Origin of the sequence: Haloferax marisrubri, assembly GCF_001469875.2 — an archaeon.
Lineage (GTDB): Archaea > Halobacteriota > Halobacteria > Halobacteriales > Haloferacaceae > Haloferax > Haloferax marisrubri.
This window is the reverse complement of sequence record NZ_LOPW02000018.1, coordinates 226634-247696: the sequence shown is the minus strand read 5'-3', so window position 1 is coordinate 247696 and position 21063 is coordinate 226634. Positions and strand designations below refer to the sequence as shown.

The 21063-nt window shown below is 53.3% G+C and carries 18 protein-coding genes and 4 pseudogenes; 9 read left to right on the top strand and 13 right to left on the bottom strand.

The features are described from left to right. Positions 1 to 12: 12 nt before the first annotated feature. The 3 genes from AUR65_RS16030 to AUR65_RS19595 form a co-directional block, all read right to left on the bottom strand. Positions 13 to 663, bottom strand: coding sequence for an SLATT domain-containing protein (locus AUR65_RS16030; protein ID WP_058567835.1), 651 nt, complete (start codon positions 661 to 663; stop codon positions 13 to 15). Positions 664 to 686: 23 nt separating this feature from the next. Beyond that, entirely contained in the window at positions 687 to 1655 is a 969-nt protein-coding gene (locus tag AUR65_RS16025) for a CBASS oligonucleotide cyclase (RefSeq protein ID WP_233194394.1), read from the bottom strand. An 84-nt stretch (positions 1656 to 1739) separates the two neighbouring features. Further along, on the bottom strand, positions 1740 to 2576 hold the full coding sequence (locus tag AUR65_RS19595) for a hypothetical protein (protein ID WP_146047435.1): 837 nt from the start codon (positions 2574 to 2576) through the stop codon (positions 1740 to 1742). Positions 2577 to 2736: 160 nt separating this feature from the next. Here AUR65_RS19595 and AUR65_RS16020 point away from each other — a divergent pair, with 160 nt between their 5' ends. Beyond that, the gene (locus AUR65_RS16020; protein ID WP_146047434.1) at positions 2737 to 3621 is read left to right on the top strand and encodes an HFX_2341 family transcriptional regulator domain-containing protein; all 885 of its coding nucleotides are present in this window, start codon (positions 2737 to 2739) and stop codon (positions 3619 to 3621) included. Positions 3622 to 3799: 178 nt separating this feature from the next. Then, entirely contained in the window at positions 3800 to 4648 is an 849-nt protein-coding gene (locus tag AUR65_RS16015; RefSeq protein ID WP_146047433.1) for a VRR-NUC domain-containing protein, read from the top strand. A gap of 192 nt (positions 4649 to 4840) precedes the next feature. Here the strand turns inward: AUR65_RS16015 and AUR65_RS16010 are convergent, their stop codons facing one another. After that, entirely contained in the window at positions 4841 to 6061 is a 1221-nt protein-coding gene (locus AUR65_RS16010) for a tyrosine-type recombinase/integrase (RefSeq protein WP_058567845.1), read from the bottom strand. Between the two features lie 501 nt (positions 6062 to 6562). After that, a pseudogene (locus AUR65_RS16005) lies at positions 6563 to 7192 on the bottom strand (IS6 family transposase). 299 nt (positions 7193 to 7491) lie between these two features. Here AUR65_RS16005 and AUR65_RS16000 point away from each other — a divergent pair. Continuing rightward, a complete protein-coding gene (locus tag AUR65_RS16000; RefSeq protein ID WP_058567833.1) occupies positions 7492 to 8145 on the top strand; it encodes a bifunctional 4-hydroxy-2-oxoglutarate aldolase/2-dehydro-3-deoxy-phosphogluconate aldolase in 654 nt (217 codons plus the stop codon). A gap of 174 nt (positions 8146 to 8319) precedes the next feature. On the opposite strand, the pseudogene AUR65_RS20305 reads toward AUR65_RS16000, so the two are convergent. Both AUR65_RS20305 and AUR65_RS20550 read right to left on the bottom strand, forming a co-directional pair. Next, positions 8320 to 8424: pseudogene (locus AUR65_RS20305) on the bottom strand (SMP-30/gluconolactonase/LRE family protein); the annotation flags it as partial. Between the two features lie 2 nt (positions 8425 to 8426). Further along, positions 8427 to 8752, bottom strand: a pseudogene (locus tag AUR65_RS20550) (hypothetical protein); the annotation flags it as partial. On the opposite strand from AUR65_RS20550, the pseudogene AUR65_RS15985 reads away from it, so the two are divergent. From AUR65_RS15985 to AUR65_RS15975, 3 genes and pseudogenes are all read left to right on the top strand, one after another. Continuing rightward, positions 8753 to 8827, top strand: a pseudogene (locus AUR65_RS15985) (IS6 family transposase); the annotation flags it as partial. It lies immediately after the preceding pseudogene. Between the two features lie 72 nt (positions 8828 to 8899). Beyond that, on the top strand, positions 8900 to 9685 hold the full coding sequence (locus AUR65_RS15980; protein ID WP_084816484.1) for an SDR family NAD(P)-dependent oxidoreductase: 786 nt from the start codon (positions 8900 to 8902) through the stop codon (positions 9683 to 9685). Between the two features lie 84 nt (positions 9686 to 9769). After that, the gene (locus AUR65_RS15975) at positions 9770 to 11443 is read left to right on the top strand and encodes an acyl-CoA synthetase (protein WP_084816483.1); all 1674 of its coding nucleotides are present in this window, start codon (positions 9770 to 9772) and stop codon (positions 11441 to 11443) included. 29 nt (positions 11444 to 11472) lie between these two features. Here AUR65_RS15975 and AUR65_RS15970 read toward each other — a convergent pair whose 3' ends face one another. The 5 genes from AUR65_RS15970 to AUR65_RS15950 all read right to left on the bottom strand — a co-directional run bounded on the left by AUR65_RS15970 (position 11473) and on the right by AUR65_RS15950 (position 16657). Further along, positions 11473 to 12243 (bottom strand): enoyl-CoA hydratase/isomerase family protein, encoded by a 771-nt coding sequence (locus AUR65_RS15970; protein ID WP_058567831.1) that lies wholly within the window; start codon positions 12241 to 12243, stop codon positions 11473 to 11475. 3 nt (positions 12244 to 12246) lie between these two features. Then, on the bottom strand, positions 12247 to 13374 hold the full coding sequence (locus tag AUR65_RS15965) for an ABC transporter ATP-binding protein (protein WP_058567830.1): 1128 nt from the start codon (positions 13372 to 13374) through the stop codon (positions 12247 to 12249). Between the two features lie 158 nt (positions 13375 to 13532). Then, positions 13533 to 14378, bottom strand: a complete 846-nt coding sequence (locus AUR65_RS15960) for a carbohydrate ABC transporter permease (RefSeq protein WP_058567829.1) — start codon at positions 14376 to 14378, stop codon at positions 13533 to 13535. After that, a complete protein-coding gene (locus AUR65_RS15955) occupies positions 14375 to 15298 on the bottom strand; it encodes a carbohydrate ABC transporter permease (RefSeq protein WP_058567828.1) in 924 nt (307 codons plus the stop codon). The genes AUR65_RS15960 and AUR65_RS15955 overlap by 4 nt, the downstream gene beginning before the upstream one ends. Positions 15299 to 15304: 6 nt before the next feature. Beyond that, a complete protein-coding gene (locus tag AUR65_RS15950) occupies positions 15305 to 16657 on the bottom strand; it encodes an ABC transporter substrate-binding protein (protein ID WP_084816482.1) in 1353 nt (450 codons plus the stop codon). Positions 16658 to 16831: 174 nt separating this feature from the next. Here AUR65_RS15950 and AUR65_RS15945 point away from each other — a divergent pair, with 174 nt between their 5' ends. Next, positions 16832 to 17830, top strand: coding sequence for a DUF4432 family protein (locus AUR65_RS15945; protein ID WP_084816481.1), 999 nt, complete (start codon positions 16832 to 16834; stop codon positions 17828 to 17830). A gap of 94 nt (positions 17831 to 17924) precedes the next feature. Next, positions 17925 to 19085, top strand: a complete 1161-nt coding sequence (locus AUR65_RS15940; protein WP_058567825.1) for a glycoside hydrolase family 88 protein — start codon at positions 17925 to 17927, stop codon at positions 19083 to 19085. Between the two features lie 114 nt (positions 19086 to 19199). On the opposite strand, the gene AUR65_RS15935 is transcribed toward AUR65_RS15940, so the two are convergent. Continuing rightward, a complete protein-coding gene (locus tag AUR65_RS15935; protein ID WP_058567824.1) occupies positions 19200 to 20387 on the bottom strand; it encodes a CaiB/BaiF CoA transferase family protein in 1188 nt (395 codons plus the stop codon). A 133-nt stretch (positions 20388 to 20520) separates the two neighbouring features. Here AUR65_RS15935 and AUR65_RS15930 point away from each other — a divergent pair. Beyond that, positions 20521 to 21063, top strand: a 543-nt coding sequence (locus AUR65_RS15930; protein ID WP_058567823.1) for an IclR family transcriptional regulator, incomplete at its 3' end; no start/stop codon positions are given.

Below are 21063 nucleotides of genomic sequence, written 5' to 3'. Positions count from 1 at the left end.
AGGTAGGTATACTCATTCTTCCTTTTCGTCCTCTGATTCATCATTGAGGGCGGCATCGCCGGTCAGCCGGTCCTTCACTTCCTCAACGCTCAGATCGTGATTTGACACATTGTCTTTCAGCTTGGCCTCCCCTGTTAGCCGCTCTTTGTCTTTCTCTGTGGTTCCAACCTGGTCGTAGATGGAGTCATCTAGGTTCTCGTACCATTTGCTGGTGACTTCCGGCATGTCTTCGTTCAGGTTTCTTCGTCGCTCTGCGAGCTCTCTGTAGCGTTCATACATCTCGTCTAACCCTGTTTCCTTGTTGGCTAGTTCGAGCTGGATGAAATCCCGGAAGTCGTCAAACAGGCGTTGGTATGCATGAGCCGCTCGGTAGCACTCGTCTGCTCTATCACCAGGGTCTGCCATCCGACGATACCCAGACATTACTGCAGTAATGATTGCCAGACTGACCAAGAGATGTTGAGGTGCGGAACCCCATATCAGAGCGATTGTTAGCAGGCCCGCGATTCCGAAAACACCCAAATCCATCCACCGATCTCGTTTCGTATACCAGTCTGCGCCTTTGTAGTATGCTTTGAACGTCCAAAGAACGCTGTCCGCTTCATTAGCAACCCTTCCTCTCAAACGTTCATGGGCTTCATAGTCAAAGTCGTCTTCAGTCATAATTAGTCATCTCGTCTGACTTTTCAGTTGAAGTCTTTTCCGTGAACTTCTTTTAATTTCTCCATCGCCTCCTCGGTTTTACCTTGGTCTTTGAGCCGTTTCGCTTCTTCCAGCTTTTCGCTCGCCTTCTTCGCCTTCTTTGCAGCAGCATTCCGGTCTTCCTGGCCCATTCCTTTGTCTACAGATTCGTTGTACACCGGCTCCTTCGCCTTACCGTGAACACGATTCGGAAGCGTTCGCATAAACTCCCGTGTCAACTCGTTGTACGAGCTCGGTACAGGCTCTCCACGCCGTGCCTTCTCCTCGAAGTAGTTGTAGACCATAGTCTCCATGTGGTACGACCTGACGGGGACATTGTTCCGGTCCGCCCAGGTCTTCATTGCCCGAGTTAGACCGGAGACACGGCCGTTGTGCGCCTGATCACGTGCCTCGAACATTTGCTTGTACTCTCTGGGGTTCGTTCCCTGCCACGATTGTTGACCGTGAGTGTCTGGAATCGCGTATCCATCACTTGCATCGTTGAACAGGTTGAATCCGTCTCTGGGGTGGTCCGCGTGCGGAACCTCACTGTACCTGAATGCAGGTGCAATCTCGATTGTCGAATCGTGATACTTCACTTGTACCACGTTCTGGTCCACCCTCACCTCCGTCTGAGAGAACCGTGGATCGTTTTCGATCCGTCTTTTAATCGCTCGAAGTGCGTTGGTAGGACCGTTCTCTTGCTCGATCCAGTCCCGATGTTTGTCTGCATCGAGAACCACCATAACGTCGGCATCGGAATCTTGTTTCAGCGGTCCCGTCATCGTTCCGCGTGTGAATGAGCCGATTAAACGGCTGTCTTCAATTCCCATGTCTTCTTCGAGGATACTTACTAGGACGTCGCGGCGGTCGGAGATTGTCTCGCCTTGCCGATCGGTGATTTTTGTATCCCCGACGTGGTTCTCGTAGCTTTCTTCGACTTCGTCTTCGCTCTGAAGTGTTTCTTGAACCACGTCACCGGCATCACCGGCATCGGATGGTCTGCGTCCACTTTGGGAGTAATTTCCCAGTGAGGTTGAGTATCCGCCACCCATGGTTTATGCAGTCACCTCCGCAGAACCGGTCCACATACTAAGTGGTGCTTGGCCTTCGGACAACGAATCTGTGATTGCACAGTCCATCTCGCCGAATAATCTGTGAGAATTCGACAATGGTACGTCTCGGAGTTGGACTTGTCTGATCCACCGTTGTCCGGCAGCGGCAACGACCTGTGGTGGTGCCTGTTCGAGTAGTCGTGGTGATTGGAGTCCGATGAGCATGATTTTCAGGTGGGATGCTTCGGAGGCGATTGCCTGCAGCGTTTCCAGAAGTGGGCTGAACCCTTTCCCGGAGAGGAAGTATTGGGTGCCGTAGACAGCCACATATTCGGCGTTAATCTCATCGAATACTCTGTAGCAGAGACCACGTTCTGAGGGGGTCTCGCCCTTCACTAGGGGGATAATCCGGGTTTTAACGTCTGAGAGGTGTTGACCAACCCAAAGAGTTCCTTCGAGACAGTTCCGTACGTGGCCACGTCGCTGGTCTTCCTTGTCGTGCTTGTAGACTGGGTAGTCACACGGGATATGATAGTCTGGCTCGAATTCTTTGATTAGTTCGAGCTCTCGTTCCCACGTGAGTTCTGAGAGGTACTTGTCTTGGACCGTGGTTGTGGTTATTACGGTGGTCTCATCCCCGTAGTATGTACTGGCTGTTTCACTACGGTTTAGCAGAGTGTTCGCATCGCTGATTCTGAGAAGTACCTTGGTTTCCTGTGGGATACCCTGAAGAAACCGTTGGTGGGCCGACTGTGGCTCTGCCAGAATAACTGTGCCTCTAGGCGTGTCGTCGATTTTTGCGGGGTTGAATCCCAGTTGTTTTCTCTTGGGGATTGTCATTGGATTTGGTCCACCTGAAATTGGGGTAGTACAATTGTTCGAAGGATACCGAATATAATAAAAGCTTTGTCGCCCAAAGTCAAGCACGTACAAACAAGTTTACTCGATTAGTATTTCAGACAAGAAAATTTGTGAAGTACTAGTCAGAAATCGGTATTAAGTGATTCAAATAATGATCGAGAAAATACACATAATCCCAGTCGGCTTCGACTACGAAAGACTGTTTCAACCAATAACCCAGGGTAAACTAGACGCAGACAAAATCTACCTCCTCCACTCTGCAAGGAAGGAAAACAGCGAGGAAGTCCAAGGACTAGCACAGCGAATGGTCGATAAACTCGATCAGGCCTTCGGAACAATCCTCGGTAAAGAAGTCAAAATCCACGAGGTTGAGGATATCTTCAAATTCGAGGACATCTACCCGAGGGCCTACAAGATGATAAAATCAGAAGTGGACCAGAAAAACGAGGTATGGGTCAACATCTCCTCGATGCCTCGAACCGTTGCATTTGCTTTTGCCACCGCCGCCAACGCCTTAGTCGTCGAAAACCCTGAACTCCGAGACCGAGTACACACATACTACGTCTCGCCCGAACGCTACCTCATCACCGAAATGATCGAGGAACTCAAGAAAGAAAGCGAATTCCTCGAACAACAAGATGGACAAGAATTCCGAGAACGTAACGATGCAATCTCCGGACTGTTAGACGAAATCGAAAGCAGTGGGACCACAAAAGGCGCCTCCAGAATGAACGGCGGGCTTCACGTCGAATTTCCCGTGGTCCCATTCGCCGAACTTCACGACTTTGAGATCCAGATACTCGAATTCCTTGCGAAGGAAGGAGAAATGGAATCCACGTCTGAACTCGCAAGAGAACTCGCAGAAGATTTAGACGAAGACCTTGAGATGGACTCATTCAAGAGCAAAGTCCAATACAACGTCAAACAGTTAGAGAAGAAAGGCTTCGTCAAGCGAGAACAAGAAAAGAACCGGTACAAACCAGGTCTCTCCACAATGGGCGAACTCTGGGTCCAAACCCACTAACTGTGTTTAGACTGGGAAATCTGTCTTTCGGAGTGAATAGTCAGTTATCTTAATTTGGAGGGTACTGGGAACTTCGGAATGCGCGGTAGGGTTTTTACTGACTTGTTGGTACTGGGTCAAACAACTGAGTCAATTTGTGAGTCGAGCAAATAGGCTGGGGTGAGTTTTAAACCCGTGAGTGGTAACATTCGATAAGAACAGAATGTCACTTAGAAACTATTTCTTGATTGAATATGACGTCAGAAGGGGTACTAAGTCTGAGATTGATATACAAAGTGATGAACGCCCAATATATTCTTCAAACAATCTTGGGATGAATGAAAATATTGCACATGGATACTATGAGAATGTGCTCGATAAACACGTAGAAAATCTATATCACAAACAGGACGACAGAGTAAGAAGAGCTATTCTGAAATCGGACATCCCAAATCAGACTATAGATTCTCTAGAAAACGAAATACGGGACAGCCTTGACTGTACTGATCCGCTTAGTGCTGTTAGTGAGCCGGGTACCCCAGATTTGTTCATTTGCGACAAATCTGAACCGGGTGACTACCAATTTGTAGAAGTAAAAGGACCTAACGAAAAATTCACAAAGCACCAAAAGATATGGATTCCAAAATTTGACTTTTTACCTGTGAAGGTCGCATATGTCTACGACAATCGGGGCCTATGGCAAAAACACTGTAAAATAGATTTTAGTGAAAAGTATTCAAATGCTATTTCTCAGCCAGACTCTGTAGCCGATGGTGAGAGACAAGAGATGTCCTCGAGAGAAATTGCAGATATATTGAGTACGGTAGAGACCGGTGATCGAATTCGATTTAATAAACGGAAACGGTTTCTCGAGGTTACTGATACAGAAGCAAGCATGAATTCTTACTCAAAGAAGGTTACCGGGGTTAAATTAATAGGAACCCAAAATACCGAATACGTTCTGTCAAAAAATGGAGACTGGTTTACAAATGGAGGATATCGAAGGTCTCTCAACTGGGTTGAAAGACAGTCCATGGGCAACTCGTAGTCACAGACACTATGTCAATATTTGGAAATTGGTCCGAATTTGTCTACTGAAGTGGCTCTGTTGAGACCCTCAGACTCTGTCAAAAAGAGGCTTGACACATACAGAGCGGTGTTCTGTTTTGACCTAGATGTCTGGTTTCTCAAACACAACTAAGATAGCACCTTTGAATTTCTCAAAGCTACTTTTAAATCGCTATGGTTCAGATCCATTCAAAGTCGTTCTGAACGCTGCGTTCAACTTCTCATACATCCTTCTTCGCCGCGCCTTCCGTTCTTGCTCTCTTGACAAGTAATTCCGAAGCACAACCTCTGTCGACGAACTCCCCTGGTCTTCAGCAACTCCCTCAAGCCCCTCTAGAACCTCACCAACAGCCTCCTGATACGCCGAGTACCAGAACCGCCGCCCCATCTTGGGCGTCGGCGTATCCCCATCGACAACCACGCCAGCAGTGTCAGCAAGCTGCTTAAACCGACGACGTATCGTACTAACTGACACGTGGCCCGTCGACGATGACCGAGACGGGAACAGATACCCGTTCCACGTCCCACGGTCAGATAGCGCATCAATCCGGTCAGCGACGACATCCACGCCGTACAACAGCGTCACCTCTCCAGGACCGTTCTTCCGCTCTCCATCACCGAACGACAGATGAGGATCTTCGGCATCCAAAACCACTTGGTCAACGTGCAACGCAGCGACCTCTGAAGGTCGCAACCCCCACCCAGCAAGCGCAACTAAGAGCAACTCCGCTTCAGGAGAATCTACCTCTCCGTAGATGCGGTGAACCTGCGACGCGGACAACGCCTGTGGGTCTGGTTCGCTGGCTTCCCAGCCAAACTCCTCGCCGGCCTCCGAGAGTGGGTTGTACTTCGCGTACTTCCGGCGCTTTACGAAGGCGTACCACGCTCTGGCGACGTGCAGATACTCGAGTTTCGACCGATCAGTCGATAACTCCTCGTCGAACACGTCGAGAACAGCGAGGCAACGCTCTATCTCCATCGGCTGCTGGTCAAGTTCAGACAGTGGTTCGAGCAATGCATCAGTCCCGTGCAGTTCTCGATAGGTCCGAACCCACTTGGCCAACCTCGTCCGGTGGGTCTCGACGGTACTCTCTGCTCGCCCACCACGAGTTTGTATCGAATTGAGGTACACTTCTAGAGCATTGACAGTATCTTCGTCATCGACGTTCCACTCCCACCCCACAGATTCCTCATCTTCGAGACCGACAACGTCGAGGAAGAACTGCTTGGGCGTCAAATCATGATGCTCGCGCAGCGCGTACGCGATACCACTGTATCCATGTTCGGTGAGCCACCCATAGGTTGGAACGTCGCGGTCCTCGTCGAATCCATCGCGATATCGCTCCGGTGCGATGTCTTGCCAGTAGACGTCGACGAGTTCGTCGAGGCTCATCTGGGACCACTTGTAGCGACGCTCTCTCGTCTTGTTCTCTGAAGCCTCCTCTTCGACCTCTAAACCCTGGGAGTCAGGCTGCTGATTCACGCTTTCTCACCGGGGAGTAACCCTCTCGCTGCGTGTTGGGATGATTTTGAATCGAGGATTTTCATTACTCACCGACGTTCTCCCATTGAGTTAATACTTTGGCTTGTGCAGGAGTGGATCATACACAACGCCAATTAGTAAAACAGTGTCCAAATTGCACCAGTAGAGCATATATTCTATGATGCTATATAAAAATTCAAACGCAGCGCGACACCCGCAGTTTCGGAGTTTGGGTTCTGTTGCGTATCTTATTTTCACACTGATTGAGATTGATTAGGGTCTAATCCCGCGTTTTTGAATCAGCCACGCTGAGAAAGCTTGGAAAGATTTTCTGGGTGATATAAAATAAAAAAACGTCACTGTCTAGTTAACCTCCTGAGCTGGCTTTCGACCATCGAGCGACTGATGCGGTCACTGAAAATTATAGTAATGAACGAATACTGCAAGTCACCGACGGATATTCAGCTGACTGCCCATCCATGAATTGTGGAAACGGCCGACTCTCATTTTGAACGTCTGGAACCACTTTTCAATCAGGTTTCGGTCTGTGTAGTCGACCCGACCGGTCACTCCTAATCGAGAGAATGCAGTCCGATACTCGAAGGTATCAGCCAGAAAAACCGTCTCTGAACAGTCGTGTTTCTCACAGACTCCGTGGAGAAACGCAGCCGCTGGATCAGTTCCAAGACGCTTGAACAGCGCAACGTCAAGAATCATTTTTGTGTCGAGGCCTATTGCAGCGTACAACCAAGACCACACCCCATTGGTTTTGACAGTGGTCTCGTCGACCGCGACCCACCTTAGCGTCGCCTTCGGCGGGTCTGAAACGCTGTCAGACAGTTGATGTACCCACTGAAAAACTGCTTGGAACGAGCGTTCTACGCCCAGTAACCGAAGAATTGCTTCTGCCTCCCTGAGTGATAGACCGGTAGAATGGAGCCAGACGGCGAACGCCCTGATGGGAGTTGCCGTCCGCTCTCGCTGCCAACATTCAAGCGTAGCAGTGTCTAAACTCTCGTTGAGCAGGTTTGAGAGTAGCATAGATTACTCGCTCTTCGACCTGTTAGTTCCTTATCTAGACGGTGCCTAAAAAAGATCAATTGCACCTACATCGCTGTCCAATTCAATATGCTAAATCGTCTACCGATGAACCAATGTAACTTCATCGCTCACATCAGGGTGCGTAAAAACCGGCTGAGGTAAAACCTCTTTATTCGCGACATTTTCTTCATCGGAGCGGCGTCACGAGGTTCGTGGCACTTTTTTTCGTCGCAATAATTTGTGACAGTGCTACGTGTGAGACAGAGAACCTTTTTACAACAACTCCCAAATACACACTTGTGAGTCGAAAGCAATCCGTTCAGCAACATCTCATAGATAGCGATATCGTCGCAGTGCTCCGTGGTATCCCAGAAGAGAAAATCGTCGATGTCGCAACAGCAATCTACGAAGGTGGGGTCACCGCACTCGAAATCACGGCAGACAATCCGAACTATGCCGAGATGATTTCCGCAGTAGAGGGGGCACTTCGTGAGACGGATGCCGTCGTCGGTGCTGGAACGGTAATGGACGCTGAAACTGCTCATACAGCTATCGATGCCGGCGCATCGTTCGTGCTCGCCCCCGACCTCAACACGGAGGTCATTGAGGTCTGTAACGACGAGGATGTCGTCGCCGTCCCGGGGATTATGACACCGACAGAGGCTGTCGGAGCGATGAACGCCGGCGCGGATATTCTCAAGTTGTTCCCTGCATCGACTGTCGGTCCGAGTCACGTAAGTGCGCTACGAGGGCCACTCGGTGATATTCCAATTATGCCGACTGGCGGCGTGTCGGCCGACAACGTCGGCTCATACTTTGACGCGGGTGCTGTCGCTGTCGGCGCTGGGTCGGCGCTCGTCAACTACGAGGCAATCAAGGACGAGAATATGGATGGTGTTCGGTCTCAGGCCGCAGCATTCGTTGCGGCGGTCGAATCTGCACGCTCTGAATAACTCTTCGTATTGGAGAGCGATTCGCGAGCGGAACTCCGGACGTCCGGAACTGCCTGGCGTGTACCGAAACAACGACCCAGCGAGTGCTCCCTCGTCTGGTCGCCCATCGCCTCCTGCTGTCGTGACGTAGAGAGTTTCGAGGCCGGGCCCACCGAAGGTGGCGCTGGATACCTTCTTGACCGGGAAGCTGAGTCGCTCCGTCCTGACTCCGGTTGGCGTGTACCGAACGAGTGCGTTGCCGTCCCACCGAGCGGACCAAATGTCTCCGTTCGCATTCACAGTCAGTCCGTCGGGATAATCCACATCTGCTCGTCGGACTCAAGCACACGATCAAGCTGGCCACGATGACGAATCGAACCGCCGTACTCGTCGTACAAGAAGAGCGACGGTCCACGGTACGCCCCGAGATTGTAGCAAGCGTGTCAGATCAACTCCTCGTCACGCATGATTGCCTCGGTGTTGAGGTCCTGAATACCTTCTCGGACTCGCCCAAGGTTCCGTTCGAACTCTTGTTTTGTCGCCTCCCAGCCACGTTCAAGCAACTCTTGGCCACTGTCTGAATCGATTGGTCCCGCGATGGGCAGTTCTCCCAGCGTGCTTTCCCAGATTGAGCGATCGGCTCGACTACGTTGAACGAGACCTTGTCGAAAAGTTGTTTCACACTCTAAAAATGCGAGTCGACCACCTGGGATATCCCCTCTAAGAGTTAGATGAACGGGAATACTTATTTCAGTACACGGGTGTCTTTCTATGCATGCAGAGCAACCGGCATCAGGGGCGGGTAGTCATCGTTACCGGTGCATCAAGCGGGATAGGGAGAGCAATGGCAATTCGGTTCGGAGAGGAAGGTGCCACAGTCGTTTGCGCATCCCGTAGCAATGAACCACACGCAGGCGAACACTACGACACCGACGCTGCCAAACCGACCGAACAGATAATCGACGAGGAGACTCCTGGGGAAGGGCGGTTTCTCTCGCTTGACGTTACTGACCCGCAACAGTGTGAAGACGTCATCGCTGAAACCGTCTCAACGTACGGTAATTTGGATGTACTCGTCAACAACGCCGGAATATACATTCCCGGAGACAGCCAAGAGACCTCTGTCGACGACTGGAACAAACAACTCGCTGTGGATTTAGACGGTGCGTTCTACTGTGCGAAGAGTGCAGTCCCACATCTCAAGGAGTCAAATGGCCATCTCGTGAACGTTGCGTCGGTCAACGCAACCGAGGGAGGGTCAGGACCTGGATACGCCGCGGCGAACGCTGGTTTGGTGAATCTCACCCGAGACCTAGCGACTGAACTTGGCGAACACGACGTGAATGTAAATTGCATCTCACCGGGATTCATCAAAACACCCATGCAAGACTACCAAGACCAAGAGAGCATCGAGATAAGTCGAGAACAGACTCTCCTCCCTCGACTGGGTGCCCCCGAAGAGGTTGCCGACGTTGCCGTATTCCTCGCCAGTGAAGAAGCGAGTTACGTCCACGGTGCCGACATCTACGTCGATGGGGGTTGGGCAGCACATCGCGTGTAAACACGAAGTAAAATATGAGAAGAATATGATTCCAGTGTCAGTAACGAACGGAGCAAACACCCTCGCTACTGTGGTGTTGAACAGATGAGATCTCCCAGACAGGTAATAGAGACACCGACTGGGTACACCGTAACCGCAGAACGCTGGCCCGATTCATATCAGGACCTCTGCGAGCAGTTCACGTGGGAGATTCCTGACGACTATTCAATCCCGGCAGCGATATTCGACTTTCCCGACGATGAACGCGCTTCCGATGTAGCAGTCTTGCACCGAAAGCTGGACGGTTCAGAGGAAGCGGTGACGTACGAAGCATTAGATTCGGCTTCGTCTGCTGTGTCACGTCGACTCGCTGAGGCGGACATCGAGCCTGGAGACCGCGTCGCAACCTGTGGGGCACAGTCTCCATGGCTATTGGCGCTCCATCTAGGAATCCTCAAACGTGGCGCTATCGTAGTACCAATATCAGTTCTTCTCGGTGCTGAAACGCTCGAATACGTTCTCTCAGACGCAGACCCTGCGATGCTCTGCATCGAAGCACCGGCACTGGAACGGTTTGGGACGTTGCCTAAGGAGAGCGAGGCTCCGGTCGAACGTCTCGAAGACGTGGTGAAACCACAGCATCCAGGCACCTGGGATACCGAGAACGAACCAAGCGACGGCAACACGAGTGAATCGGCTGGAACTAATCCTGCGTTCCTGTTATACACCTCTGGTTCGACCGGCAAACCCAAAGGAGTCATACAGGACCACCAGTACCTGATTGGCTCACTCTCGGGGTATCAACTCTGGTACCAGCTATTGACGAAAAAACAACAGCGCTCTGCCCGTGTCTGGACACCAGCAGAGTGGGCGTGGGCAGGTGCACTGTTCGACGTGTGCTATCCCACGTTAGCTGTAGGTGGCACGGTCGTTTCGAAGCCGCGACGAACTGGATTCGACCCTAAACAGGCCGTGGAATTTCTTGAGGATGGTGAAGTCACACACGCATTCTTCCCACCGACAGCTCTCCGTCAAGCGCGGTCCATACTGGATACCGATATAACCGCACCGTCAGCACTGCAAACGATAATGTGCGGTGGTGAACCACTCTCTGAAGACCTGAAGTCGTGGGTGGAGGAAACACTTGAGGTGACCGTGAACGAAGCGTACGGGCAGACAGAAGCAAACGCGATAGTTGGTCAAGCCAAACCAGCATACGACCTCTCTCACGAAAAGCGGAGCACGGGATGTGCGTACCCCGGACACAGAGTCGCCGTCGAGACAGACGAAGGCATCCACGAGACGGAGAATGCCACCGGTGAGTTACTTGTCGATGCTGAAAGTCCCTCAGTGTTTTCCGGCTACTGGAATCGTCCAGAAGCTACGGACGCAACTTTCACCGACTCAGGATGGTTACGAACTGGAGATATCGCAACTATCTCACAGGGCGGAGAAGTGACCGTACAGGGAAGGAAGGACGACGTAATACTCTCTTCAGGTTATCGAATCAGTCCCACTGAGGTCGAAGCCGTCGTCGAGAGTCTACCTGAGGTACAAGCGGTAGCAGTCGGCGGAGTGAAGGATGAAGACCGCGGCGAGAGAGTGAAGGCAGTGGTCGTTCCTACGAACGGCGCGAAACCCGAAATGATCGAAGAACGCATTCAAGATGTGGTCACCGAACGGCTCGGACCCTACAAGAAACCTCGAGAGATCCAGTTCGTCGACCGGTTGCCTGAACTCCGCACTGGAAAACTAGATCGCGATTCGTTGTTCGAGTAGGACTTCAAGAAGAAAGCGCCGGTCCGAAACTATTCTCCCGTGAACTCGGGTGTTCGACTCTCGACGAACGCTTCAATCCCTTCTGATGTGTCGTCCGATCCGTAGAGTGTGAAGGTGACCTCTTGTTCAAGCGTGAGCGCAGTATCCAGCGGTGCCTGGATTCCCTCGTCGACCAATTCTTTGGCAGCAGCGGTCGCTAGCGGCCCGGTGGCAGTTAGCTCATCAGCCAGTTCCCGCGCTTCTCGTGATGGGTCGTCAGCGAGACGGTTGACGATGCCGAGTTGGTGTGCACGTTCTCCATCTATCGGTTCGCCTGTCATCAACAACTCTTTGGTCGCGTTCGTACCGGCAATGCGCGTCAACCGCTGGGTTCCACCGCCGCCGGGGAGAAGGCCGAGTTTCGCCTCGGGTAAGGCAAACTTCGCATCTGGCGTTGAGACGACCATGTCTGCCGCGAGGGCGACTTCGAACCCACCGCCGTAAGCGAGTCCATCGACGACGGCGATGACCGGCTTCGGGTGAGCAGCGATGGCGTCGTTAGTGCGCCGTCCGTTCTTCTGGTACGAGATGAACTCGTCAACCGACATGCCGTGAATCTCCTTGAGATCGGCACCGGCCACGAACGCTCGGTCGCCACTCGATTCGATCAATACGGCCCTGACGTCGGCCGATTCGAACGACTCCAGTGCGTCGCGGATCTGTTCGTTGACGCTGGTGTTGAGTGCGTTGAGCGAGTCAGGACGGGTAATCGTTATTACGCCGATTTCTCCTTCGACTTCGTAGGTTAGTTCGTCGCTCATGGATTACTGCTCCTGTACCGACTGGGACCGAGGTCGATCCGTTGAATCGGGATTGTACCTGTACTTGATGCTCTTTCCCTCGTCGTCGAAGACGTGAACACGCTCTTCGTCCACCGCGAGTTCGATACTGTCACCGATTCCAGGTAAGACCGATTCATCAACAGTTGCGACGAGTTCTAAATCACCGGCGTCGAGGTGGAGGACGTTTTCGCTCCCCAATTTCTCGAGCACCCTCACCGTCGCAGTGAACGTCGGGCTGGCTTCGTCGGGGCTGGCTTTTCGGAGGTCCTGTGGTCGGATACCGAGCGTGGTGTCACCCTCATACGGTCGGATGAGCGACCCCGTGACGTCTACAGAGACGTGATCCGTCGTCACCATCCCGTCTTCGAGATGACCCGGCACGAAGTTGATACTCGGCGAGCCGATGAAGTTCGCAACGAACTCGTTCGACGGTTCGTTGTATACCTCGGTAGGTTCTCCTATCTGTTGGAGTACCCCTCTGTTCAGCACTGCAATCCGGTCACCCATTGTCATTGCTTCCGTCTGGTCGTGCGTGACGTACACTGTCGTGACACCGAGGTCCTTTTGCAGTTGCTGGAGCTCCGCGCGCATCTCGGTCCGAAGCTTCGCATCGAGGTTAGACAGTGGTTCGTCTAGAAGGAACACTTCTGGGTCGCGGACGATCGCGCGGCCAAGTGCAACCCGCTGTTGCTGACCACCCGAAAGTTGTTTTGGCTTGTCGTCGAGTAACTGTTCGATGCCGAGTAATTCGGCAACCTCTCGTGCTTTCTCGTCGCGTTCGGAAGCTCCGAGGTCAGTCGTGTACTTGAGCCCGAACGTGATGTTTTCTCGAACCGTCTTGTGTGGGTAGAGCGCGTAGTTCTGGAACACCATCGCGATACCCCGCTCTTGTGGGGGATGTTCATTGACGACTTCGTTGTCGATTGTGAAATCACCCGACGTCGGCTTCTGCAACCCCGCGATCATCTCTAGTGTCGTCGTCTTTCCGCAGCCTGACGGGCCAACGAGGACCACGAACTCACCGTCTTCAATAGTAAGGTCGAGATCGTCTACCGCGACGGTCGTGCCACTGTACACCTTCGAAACGCTGTCGAATCTCAGTTCACTCATTTGTTACCACTCCGTGTTGTGTTTTGTCGTTCTATCGTTCCAGCAGTCCCCGGACGCTCCAACATTGATGCTCTGTCCGAGTGGCGTCTGCCGCGACGCCGCGGCATTCGGCCGGATTCAACCGCACTGTGAGTATATTGGTTTAGACACATGATGAATTATCCTTTCACCGCACCGCTTGCTATTCCCTGGATGAAGTACCGCTGAAGGAACAGGAACAAGGCAGTCACGGGCAGTACCGTGACGAACGACGCGGCCATCAGCGCACCCCACGAGACGTCATACTGACCGACGAATCCCAACAGGCCGACGGGAAGGGTCTTCAGTGAGTCTTCCTGCATGAAGGTCAACGCAAAGAAGAACTCCTGCCAGGCCATGATGAATGCGTAGATGGCGGTTGCGGCGATGCCCGGAACGACCAGTGGGAGTGCGATTTCGGTGAACACGCGCAGTTCTGAGAGACCATCGATTCGCGCAGCGCGCAGAACGTTCTCCGGGATACCCTCGAAAAACCCCTTCAGCATCCACGTCGACAACGGCACGGTGTACACCAAGTAGGCGAACACCAACCCTTGATAGGAGTTGAGCATCGAGAACCGGCTCAGAAGCTCGAACAGCGGGATGATGAGGACGACGACGGGGAACATCTGACTCACGAGGACGAACACCGAGGTGGTCCGTGCCCCGTAGAAGTCGAACTTACCCCACCCATATCCTGCGAAGACGGCGAGTAGCAACGAAACCAGCGTCGTGAGAGACGCCACGACGATGCTGTTGAACAGATAGCGCAATAGGAGGCTATCTGTGATGATACTCCGGTAGTGTTCCAGTGTGACCTCCCTCGGGAACACCTGTGGCGGAGAGGTGAACAGTGCGTCTGGTTGTTTAATCGAGGAGAGGAAAATCCACAGGATGGGGAAGGTGATGACGACAGTCATCACGGCGATGAGTACGTAACGCGCGCGCCGCATCAGCGCACTTTCGGAGGCCTCGATGGCACTCATAGCTCTTCCCCCTGCTGCTTGAGCGCACGCACGTAGAACACCATGAAAACCATGAGAATGAGGAACATGATGATCGCGAGTGCGGAACTCAGTCCGAACTGGAACTCATTGAACGCAAGCGTGTAGACCTTGTTGGGGAGGATGTCAGTCGAACCCGCGGGGCCACCGCCGGTCATCGCGAACACGAGTACGAAGTAGTTGAAGGTCCAAATCGTCGTGAGCAATATCGTCACCTTCAGAACCGGTCGTAACTGCGGGAGCGTTACGTGCCAGAATCGGGCGTACCACGGTGCTCCATCGATGTGGGCCGCACGGTACAGGTCTTGGTTGATACTCTGCAGGCCAGCGAGGTACATAATCATCGAGAATGGGAACCCTTTCCAGACGCCAGCGAGGATGATGGCGAATATCGCGAGGTCTGGGTTCGAAAGCCACGCGATGTAGCTATCGGTGAGTCCGATATCGGTGAGGAATCGGTTCAGAACGCCGAACTGGGGATGGTACATCCACTTCCAGACCAGTGCGGCAACGATACCAGGGGTGACCCACGGGACCAGCCAGAGGCCGCGAACGAACGCTCGACCACGAAACTTCGTGTTCAGGAGCATCGCAGCCGCGATGCCGACCGCAAATTGCAGTCCGACGGTGAGCCCCGTCCAGAGGACGGTGTTGAAAATGACACCACCGAGCCAATCTGACTCGAGGACATCGATGTAGTTCTGCAGACCGACCCACACGTACTGGCTTCCCTGAGCGACGTGGAAACTCAACCAGACCGTCCGTACGAGCGGGTATATCAGAATCACTCCCATGATGAGGAGTGTCGGCAGGACGAACCAGACGCCGACAGAAATATCTCCGTCAAGGAGTCTGTCGACGAGTGTATCGGATTTGGAATCCTGGTTTGTAGATGTCGCCATGTTCCCTTAGAGTAGTTCGTTTATTTTCGACGCTGTGTCGTTCATCGCTTCTTCCGCCGTCATGTCACCGAGCAGTACGCTCTGCATCGATTGTCGAAGTGCGGTGGACATGCTCGGGTATTTTGGGTGGACCGGACGCGGCTTGGCGTTGCTAACTTGCTCAAGCAGTAGCGAACCTGCATCGCGACCCAGTGGATCTTTCCAGTCAGAGAATCGCTCCTCGGATGCCGAAATCATGGCTGGAGGGAGTGACGCCGTGTTGAGTTGTGCTTCTTTCGTGGTGAGTCGTTCAATTAGCTGCCACGCACCATCCTTCGCGTTCGAGTTCTTGTTCATGACCCAGTTGAACCCGCCGTACATCGAGCTCTTTTCGCCTCCCGGTGCCATCGGGTTGCTCGTGATACCGAAGTTGATGTCGGACTTCTCTGTGAGAATGTCTCGCTCCCAACTTCCGACCTGGTACATCGCAGTCTGACCCGTCGTGAATAATTTCCGCATATCGAACTGGTTGTTGTTTGCCGTCCCGTTGGGAAGGAGCCCTTCTTCATTCAGCGTCTGATAGAACTGTGCCGTCTTGACGCCGCTTTCCTGGTCGATAACCGCCTCAGTCTGGTCGTCGTTGAGCCAGCTAGAGGCACCGGTAGTGAAGTAGAATCCACTCCACTGCGCCGAGAGCGTCTCGGTGTCGGCACCAGTCATCGATATCGGAGCTTTTCCAGTGTTCGCTTTGATGTCCTTCGCGACCTGAATTACGTCGTCCCACGTCTCCATCGGTGGGTCCATCGGATCGTATCCTGCTTCTTCCACCATGTCCGCGTTGTAGTACCAGAGTCCCCACTCACCGTCCATGTATGGCACACCGATCAGGTCACCGTCCCACATAGACGTCCTGACACTCGCGTCGTAGAAATCGTCGGTACTGAAATCCGCGTCCTCGTATCGGTCGTCAAGCGTTTCGAGCCAGCCTTTGTCAGCCAGAGCCGCCGTCCAGACGACGTCCGCCTTGATTATGTCCGGACCTTGACCACCCGAAAGTGCCGTCTGAATCTTGTCAAGGAATTCGGGGTACGGGGTCGCACTAAGTTTCACCTCGTAGTCAGTGTCTGACTCGAACTGGGAGAAGATCCTATCTAACTCCTCACCGTACGACGACGCCGACTGCCCTTCGTCGATCCATATCTCGACGGTCTGCGTTTCGCTCCCAGACGAACCGGTGGCAGCTCCACCGCCAGATTCTTCACCACCTGATCCAGTTCCTGACGGAGGGCTTCCACTACATCCAGCGAGGCCAGCAATCGCTGCAGCACCGCCTGCTTTAATGAATTTTCTACGCCCAGTATGTATACTATTGTCTGTCATGGGGGGATTACGAAACGTCTATTATTGACATCCATACTTAATACTTTCTAATCGTCCATTACATATATCTGAAGTATTTTTAACCACCATTTTGTGAAGGCACGACCTCTATGAAAAACCGAAGTCTTCCCAAGCAACAATTAAATCCGTGGAAAAAGACGCTCAGGCTGCCGCATGACACGAACAATTGAACGTACCGCATACGGCGGGATGCGGACCGTAACGCTAGAAACAGAGTCTCTATCTGTGGATGTGCTTCCGGACAAAGGAGCAGATATCGTCGCCGTGCGCCCACGAGATAGCGAGAACATCCTGTTCGAAGCGCCTCACAACTGGCAGTCACTCGATGGACCATATCGTCCCTCAACCTACGACGGGACTGCTTGGATGGACCACTACCCGGGGGGATGGCAAGATTGTCTCCCGTTAGCTGGGGTCGGTGGGTCAGCGCAGGGCGCGACGTACGGACTGCACGGTGAGACACCGTTCATGGGTTGGGACATCGAATTTCCAAACCAACCATCAGCAGTCGCTGCTCTCGATTGCTTTGTAGAACTCGTTCGCTACCCAGTCCGAGTGAAGAGACGGATGGAACTGCAGGGGTCTGAGATTCGAATCGAATGGGATGTCGAGAACGAAAGCGAGTGTAGCCTCCCAGTCGTCTGGTTGCAACACATCGCCTTCGGCGAACCACTCCTGAGCCCTGAGTCAGTAATCGAACTCCCGGAGAGCCTCGTAACCGTCGACAACGAACCGCAAGGGGAATCCGAACTCATCCCAGGCGAACAGTTCAAGTGGCCAGTCTCTACCGACGGAGTTGACCTCAGCGCCATCAGTGGGCCGAACTCCAGAATTCATGACCTCTCTTACATTCACACACTCTCGGACGGGACGTATACGGTAAAAAACCCGTCAGCTGACCTCGCTGTCACCGTCGCCTTTGACACTGACGTGTTTGACAGTCTGTGGTGCTGGCGCTCATACGGCGGGTACACCGACTCACCCTTCTTTGGCCGTGAGTACGTCCTCGGCCTCGAACCTGCCACAGGGTGGCCGGCAGCGAACATCCCGGAGTCACAAGGAGAAGATGGGACCGGGACGCTTCTGACACTTGGTCCCAAAGAGACGCTCTCGACGTGGCTAACGCTCGATGTCTCATCACCCTCAAATTGAGCTCCGGTGGACAGCGTTCCTCGGCCCTCGGTCGTCGAACCGTCCGACACGTGGTAACAGCTAAATTTATCATATCGTCCGTAATCGTCAGACTATGGGCACGCTTCCCTCACAACAGCGACTAGCGAACGGACTGGACGCAATCGTACACCGTGTCGAATCTACGCTCGACGACGTCGAGCCCGAATTCCCTTACTTCGCCGATCCGAAGACAGGCGAATGGGAGACGACACCGGACGGCGACTGGTGTGGCGGTCACTGGATTGGACTTCTACGGCTCGCGGCCGACCTGACGGACGACGACGCACAGGCCGACCGGTTAAATTCAGCGGCGGACGAGTACACTGATACGTTGGTCGGAGAACTCCCCGAGACGACGATGTTCCGTGGAATGAACCTTCTGTACGCCGGGTTTAGGGGCTACGATACAACTAGTCAACGTGACCTCTTTGGTCTCGGCCTTGCGGGTGCAGACGCTATGGTTGCAAACTACAACGAACAGGCACGACAGATACCGCTCGGTAACTTTCAGATTCGCGGTCCAGACAACTTCCGAGGTGCGAAAACGGAAGACGACCCGTCGGGGCTCTACATCGGGGCCGTAGATAATGTCTATACGGCACTGCCAGTTCTCTGGCGGGCCTTCGAGGAAACCGGTGATCCGGTGTTTCGTGACGTCGCGATCTCGCACGCAGACCGGCACCTGGACTGGTACATCAAAGACGACGGGAGCACTTGGCACCACGCAATGTTCGATGAGTCAGACGGGTCACTCGGGAGACAGTACAACGAGTTGGCTGCGAGTGACGAAACCTGCTGGGCTCGCGGCCAGGGGTGGAACATCGCAGGTCTCGCCCGTGCATACACCGAAACGGGAGCGGAGCGCTATCTAAATGCGCTTGAGGCTACGACCAACTACTACACCGAACACGCTCCAGAAGACCTCGTCGCGACGTGGGACATAGAACTCGATGCCGAGACGGAACCCAGAGACACCAGTGCAGCGGCTCTCGCCGCGTACGGTCTCTGTCGGCTGCCGGACGTCCCCGAGTGTGAGAACCTCCGCGGTACGGGGGCGGAAATCCTCGATTCCCTTCTTGAGTCGTACCTCGTGACAGACGAGGACGACGAGCGTCGTGGGATGGTTCGTCACGGCTGTTTCAACAAGCCTGGCGAGTACGTTACCGACAACGGTCTCGTCTGGACGGACTACTACGTAGCGTACACACTCTGGTCGCTGCTCTCGGACCGGTAACTCGGTTCTCCGTCACTTCTCCCGCGGTTAAGGACTACGGAACAGTATGAGATGAAAATAGACGTTTCGTGGCGTTGTCAACTCGCCGCTCCTTTTCCAGATGCCTATGTCCGGTTAGTCAGTTCGCGAGACAACATCGTTCTCGTGGAGTTTTCGAATCTGCTCGTCCGAGTAATCGAGTTCACCGAGAACTTCGTCAGTATGTTCGCCGGGCATGGGAGGTTGACTCGTGATTTCGCCCGGCGTCTCGGACAACGTCACTGGAATACCGGTCGTCGTGTACTCGCCCACTTCCGGATGTTCGAATGTCCGGACCATGTCGTTGTGCTGGACCTGCGGGTCCTCGGCCATCTCGTGGAAGTCGTTCACTTTGCTCGCCCAGACATCGGCGTCTAACAGTCGAGTCAATAGTGATTCTGTCTCGCACTCTCTGGTGTACGCTTCGAGAACGCGTTTAATCTCATCGCGGTCTTCGAACTCCGTACCGTCGTACTGCTGCAATTCTTCGAGTCCCAGTGTGTCCGCGAGAACGTCCACTGGTGCCATAGCAATCGCAACGTGACCATCTGCAGTCTCATAGATGCCGTACGGTCCACTGTTAAACGGGGATGAAATTCCTGCTTCGCTGCGGTTGACTTCCATGTCCGTAGACAGAGCAGCGGTTATCTCTTGACACTGGAAGTCGATAGCCGAGTTCATGAGGTTGACCTCGGCTCGTTGTCCTTCTCCCGTCCGCTGTTTGTGGTACAGTGCGACCAGAATACTGAACGCGATGAGCATCGCAGAATGCTCGTCCACGACGGCAGAGCCTGCGGGTGTCGGTGGGTCGTCTCTCCGCCCCGTCTGGTTCGCGAGTCCGGTCATCGCTTGGAGCAAGAGGTCCTGCCCAGGGCGGTCAACGTACGGGCCACTGCTCCCAAAGCCGGATCCCGAGACGTAGATGATCTCTGGGTTGGCTTCACAGACGTCATCATACCCGAGCCCGAATTTCTCCATCACGCCGGGACGGAAATTTTCGACGAGGACGTCTGACTCACGGATGATATCGAGTGCGACCTCTTGACCCTCTTCGGACTTCAGATCGAGCGTGATGCTCCGTTTATTCCGGTTCATCGCAAGGAAGAACGGGGAAGTTCCCTCGTACAGTTCGCCGCCAGCCTCGAGCGTCCGTTCCCACTCGCCGCCGATGCGTTCGATTTTGATGACGTCAGCCCCCATCTCGGCTAGCTTTTGGGTTGCCCAGGGACCCTGCATCATTTGTGTGAAATCGGCTATCTTCACGTCTTCGAGTGCACTCTTCATTTCGTTCCGATTTCCATGTTCGAATATATAAAATATGAGGGTGACCGTTAGCACACCTCTCTCAAATTCTGTTTTCGTTTGTTTGACAGTATAACCCATAAGTTATTATGTGATACAAGAATAGGTTTTTGTAATGACGAACGCTGACCAGCCTCGAATAAAAGCAGTCGACAAGACGCTCACCATTCTCGAGATTGTCGTAGAGTTAGATGGAGCGACACTAGCCGAAGTAGACAGCCGTGTCGAACTCTCAAAAAGCAGTACCTACAATCACCTGCAGACGCTTTTACGCCGCCACTACTTGGAGAAACGCGGCGAAGAGTACCTTCCTGGGCTCAATTGTCTCACTCTTGGAGGGGCCGCTCGCGCACACAACAAACTCTACAAGGAGGCTCGGCCGGTCGTCGATACCATCGCCGACGAGACTGATGAACTCGCGATACTTACAATCGAATCGAACGGAGAATCGATCTACCTCTATCGTTCTGAGGGTAAGAATGCCCTCAGCACTGATTCGTACGTAGGTTGCAGATTTCCTCTTCACTGTTCTGGCGCTGGGAAGGTTATGTTAGCATACATGGACGAGGAACGCCGAGACTCGATAATCGAGAACCATGGGCTTGCGAAGTGGACGCGAAACACGCTCACGAAGAAAGATGAGTTGCTCGAGGAACTA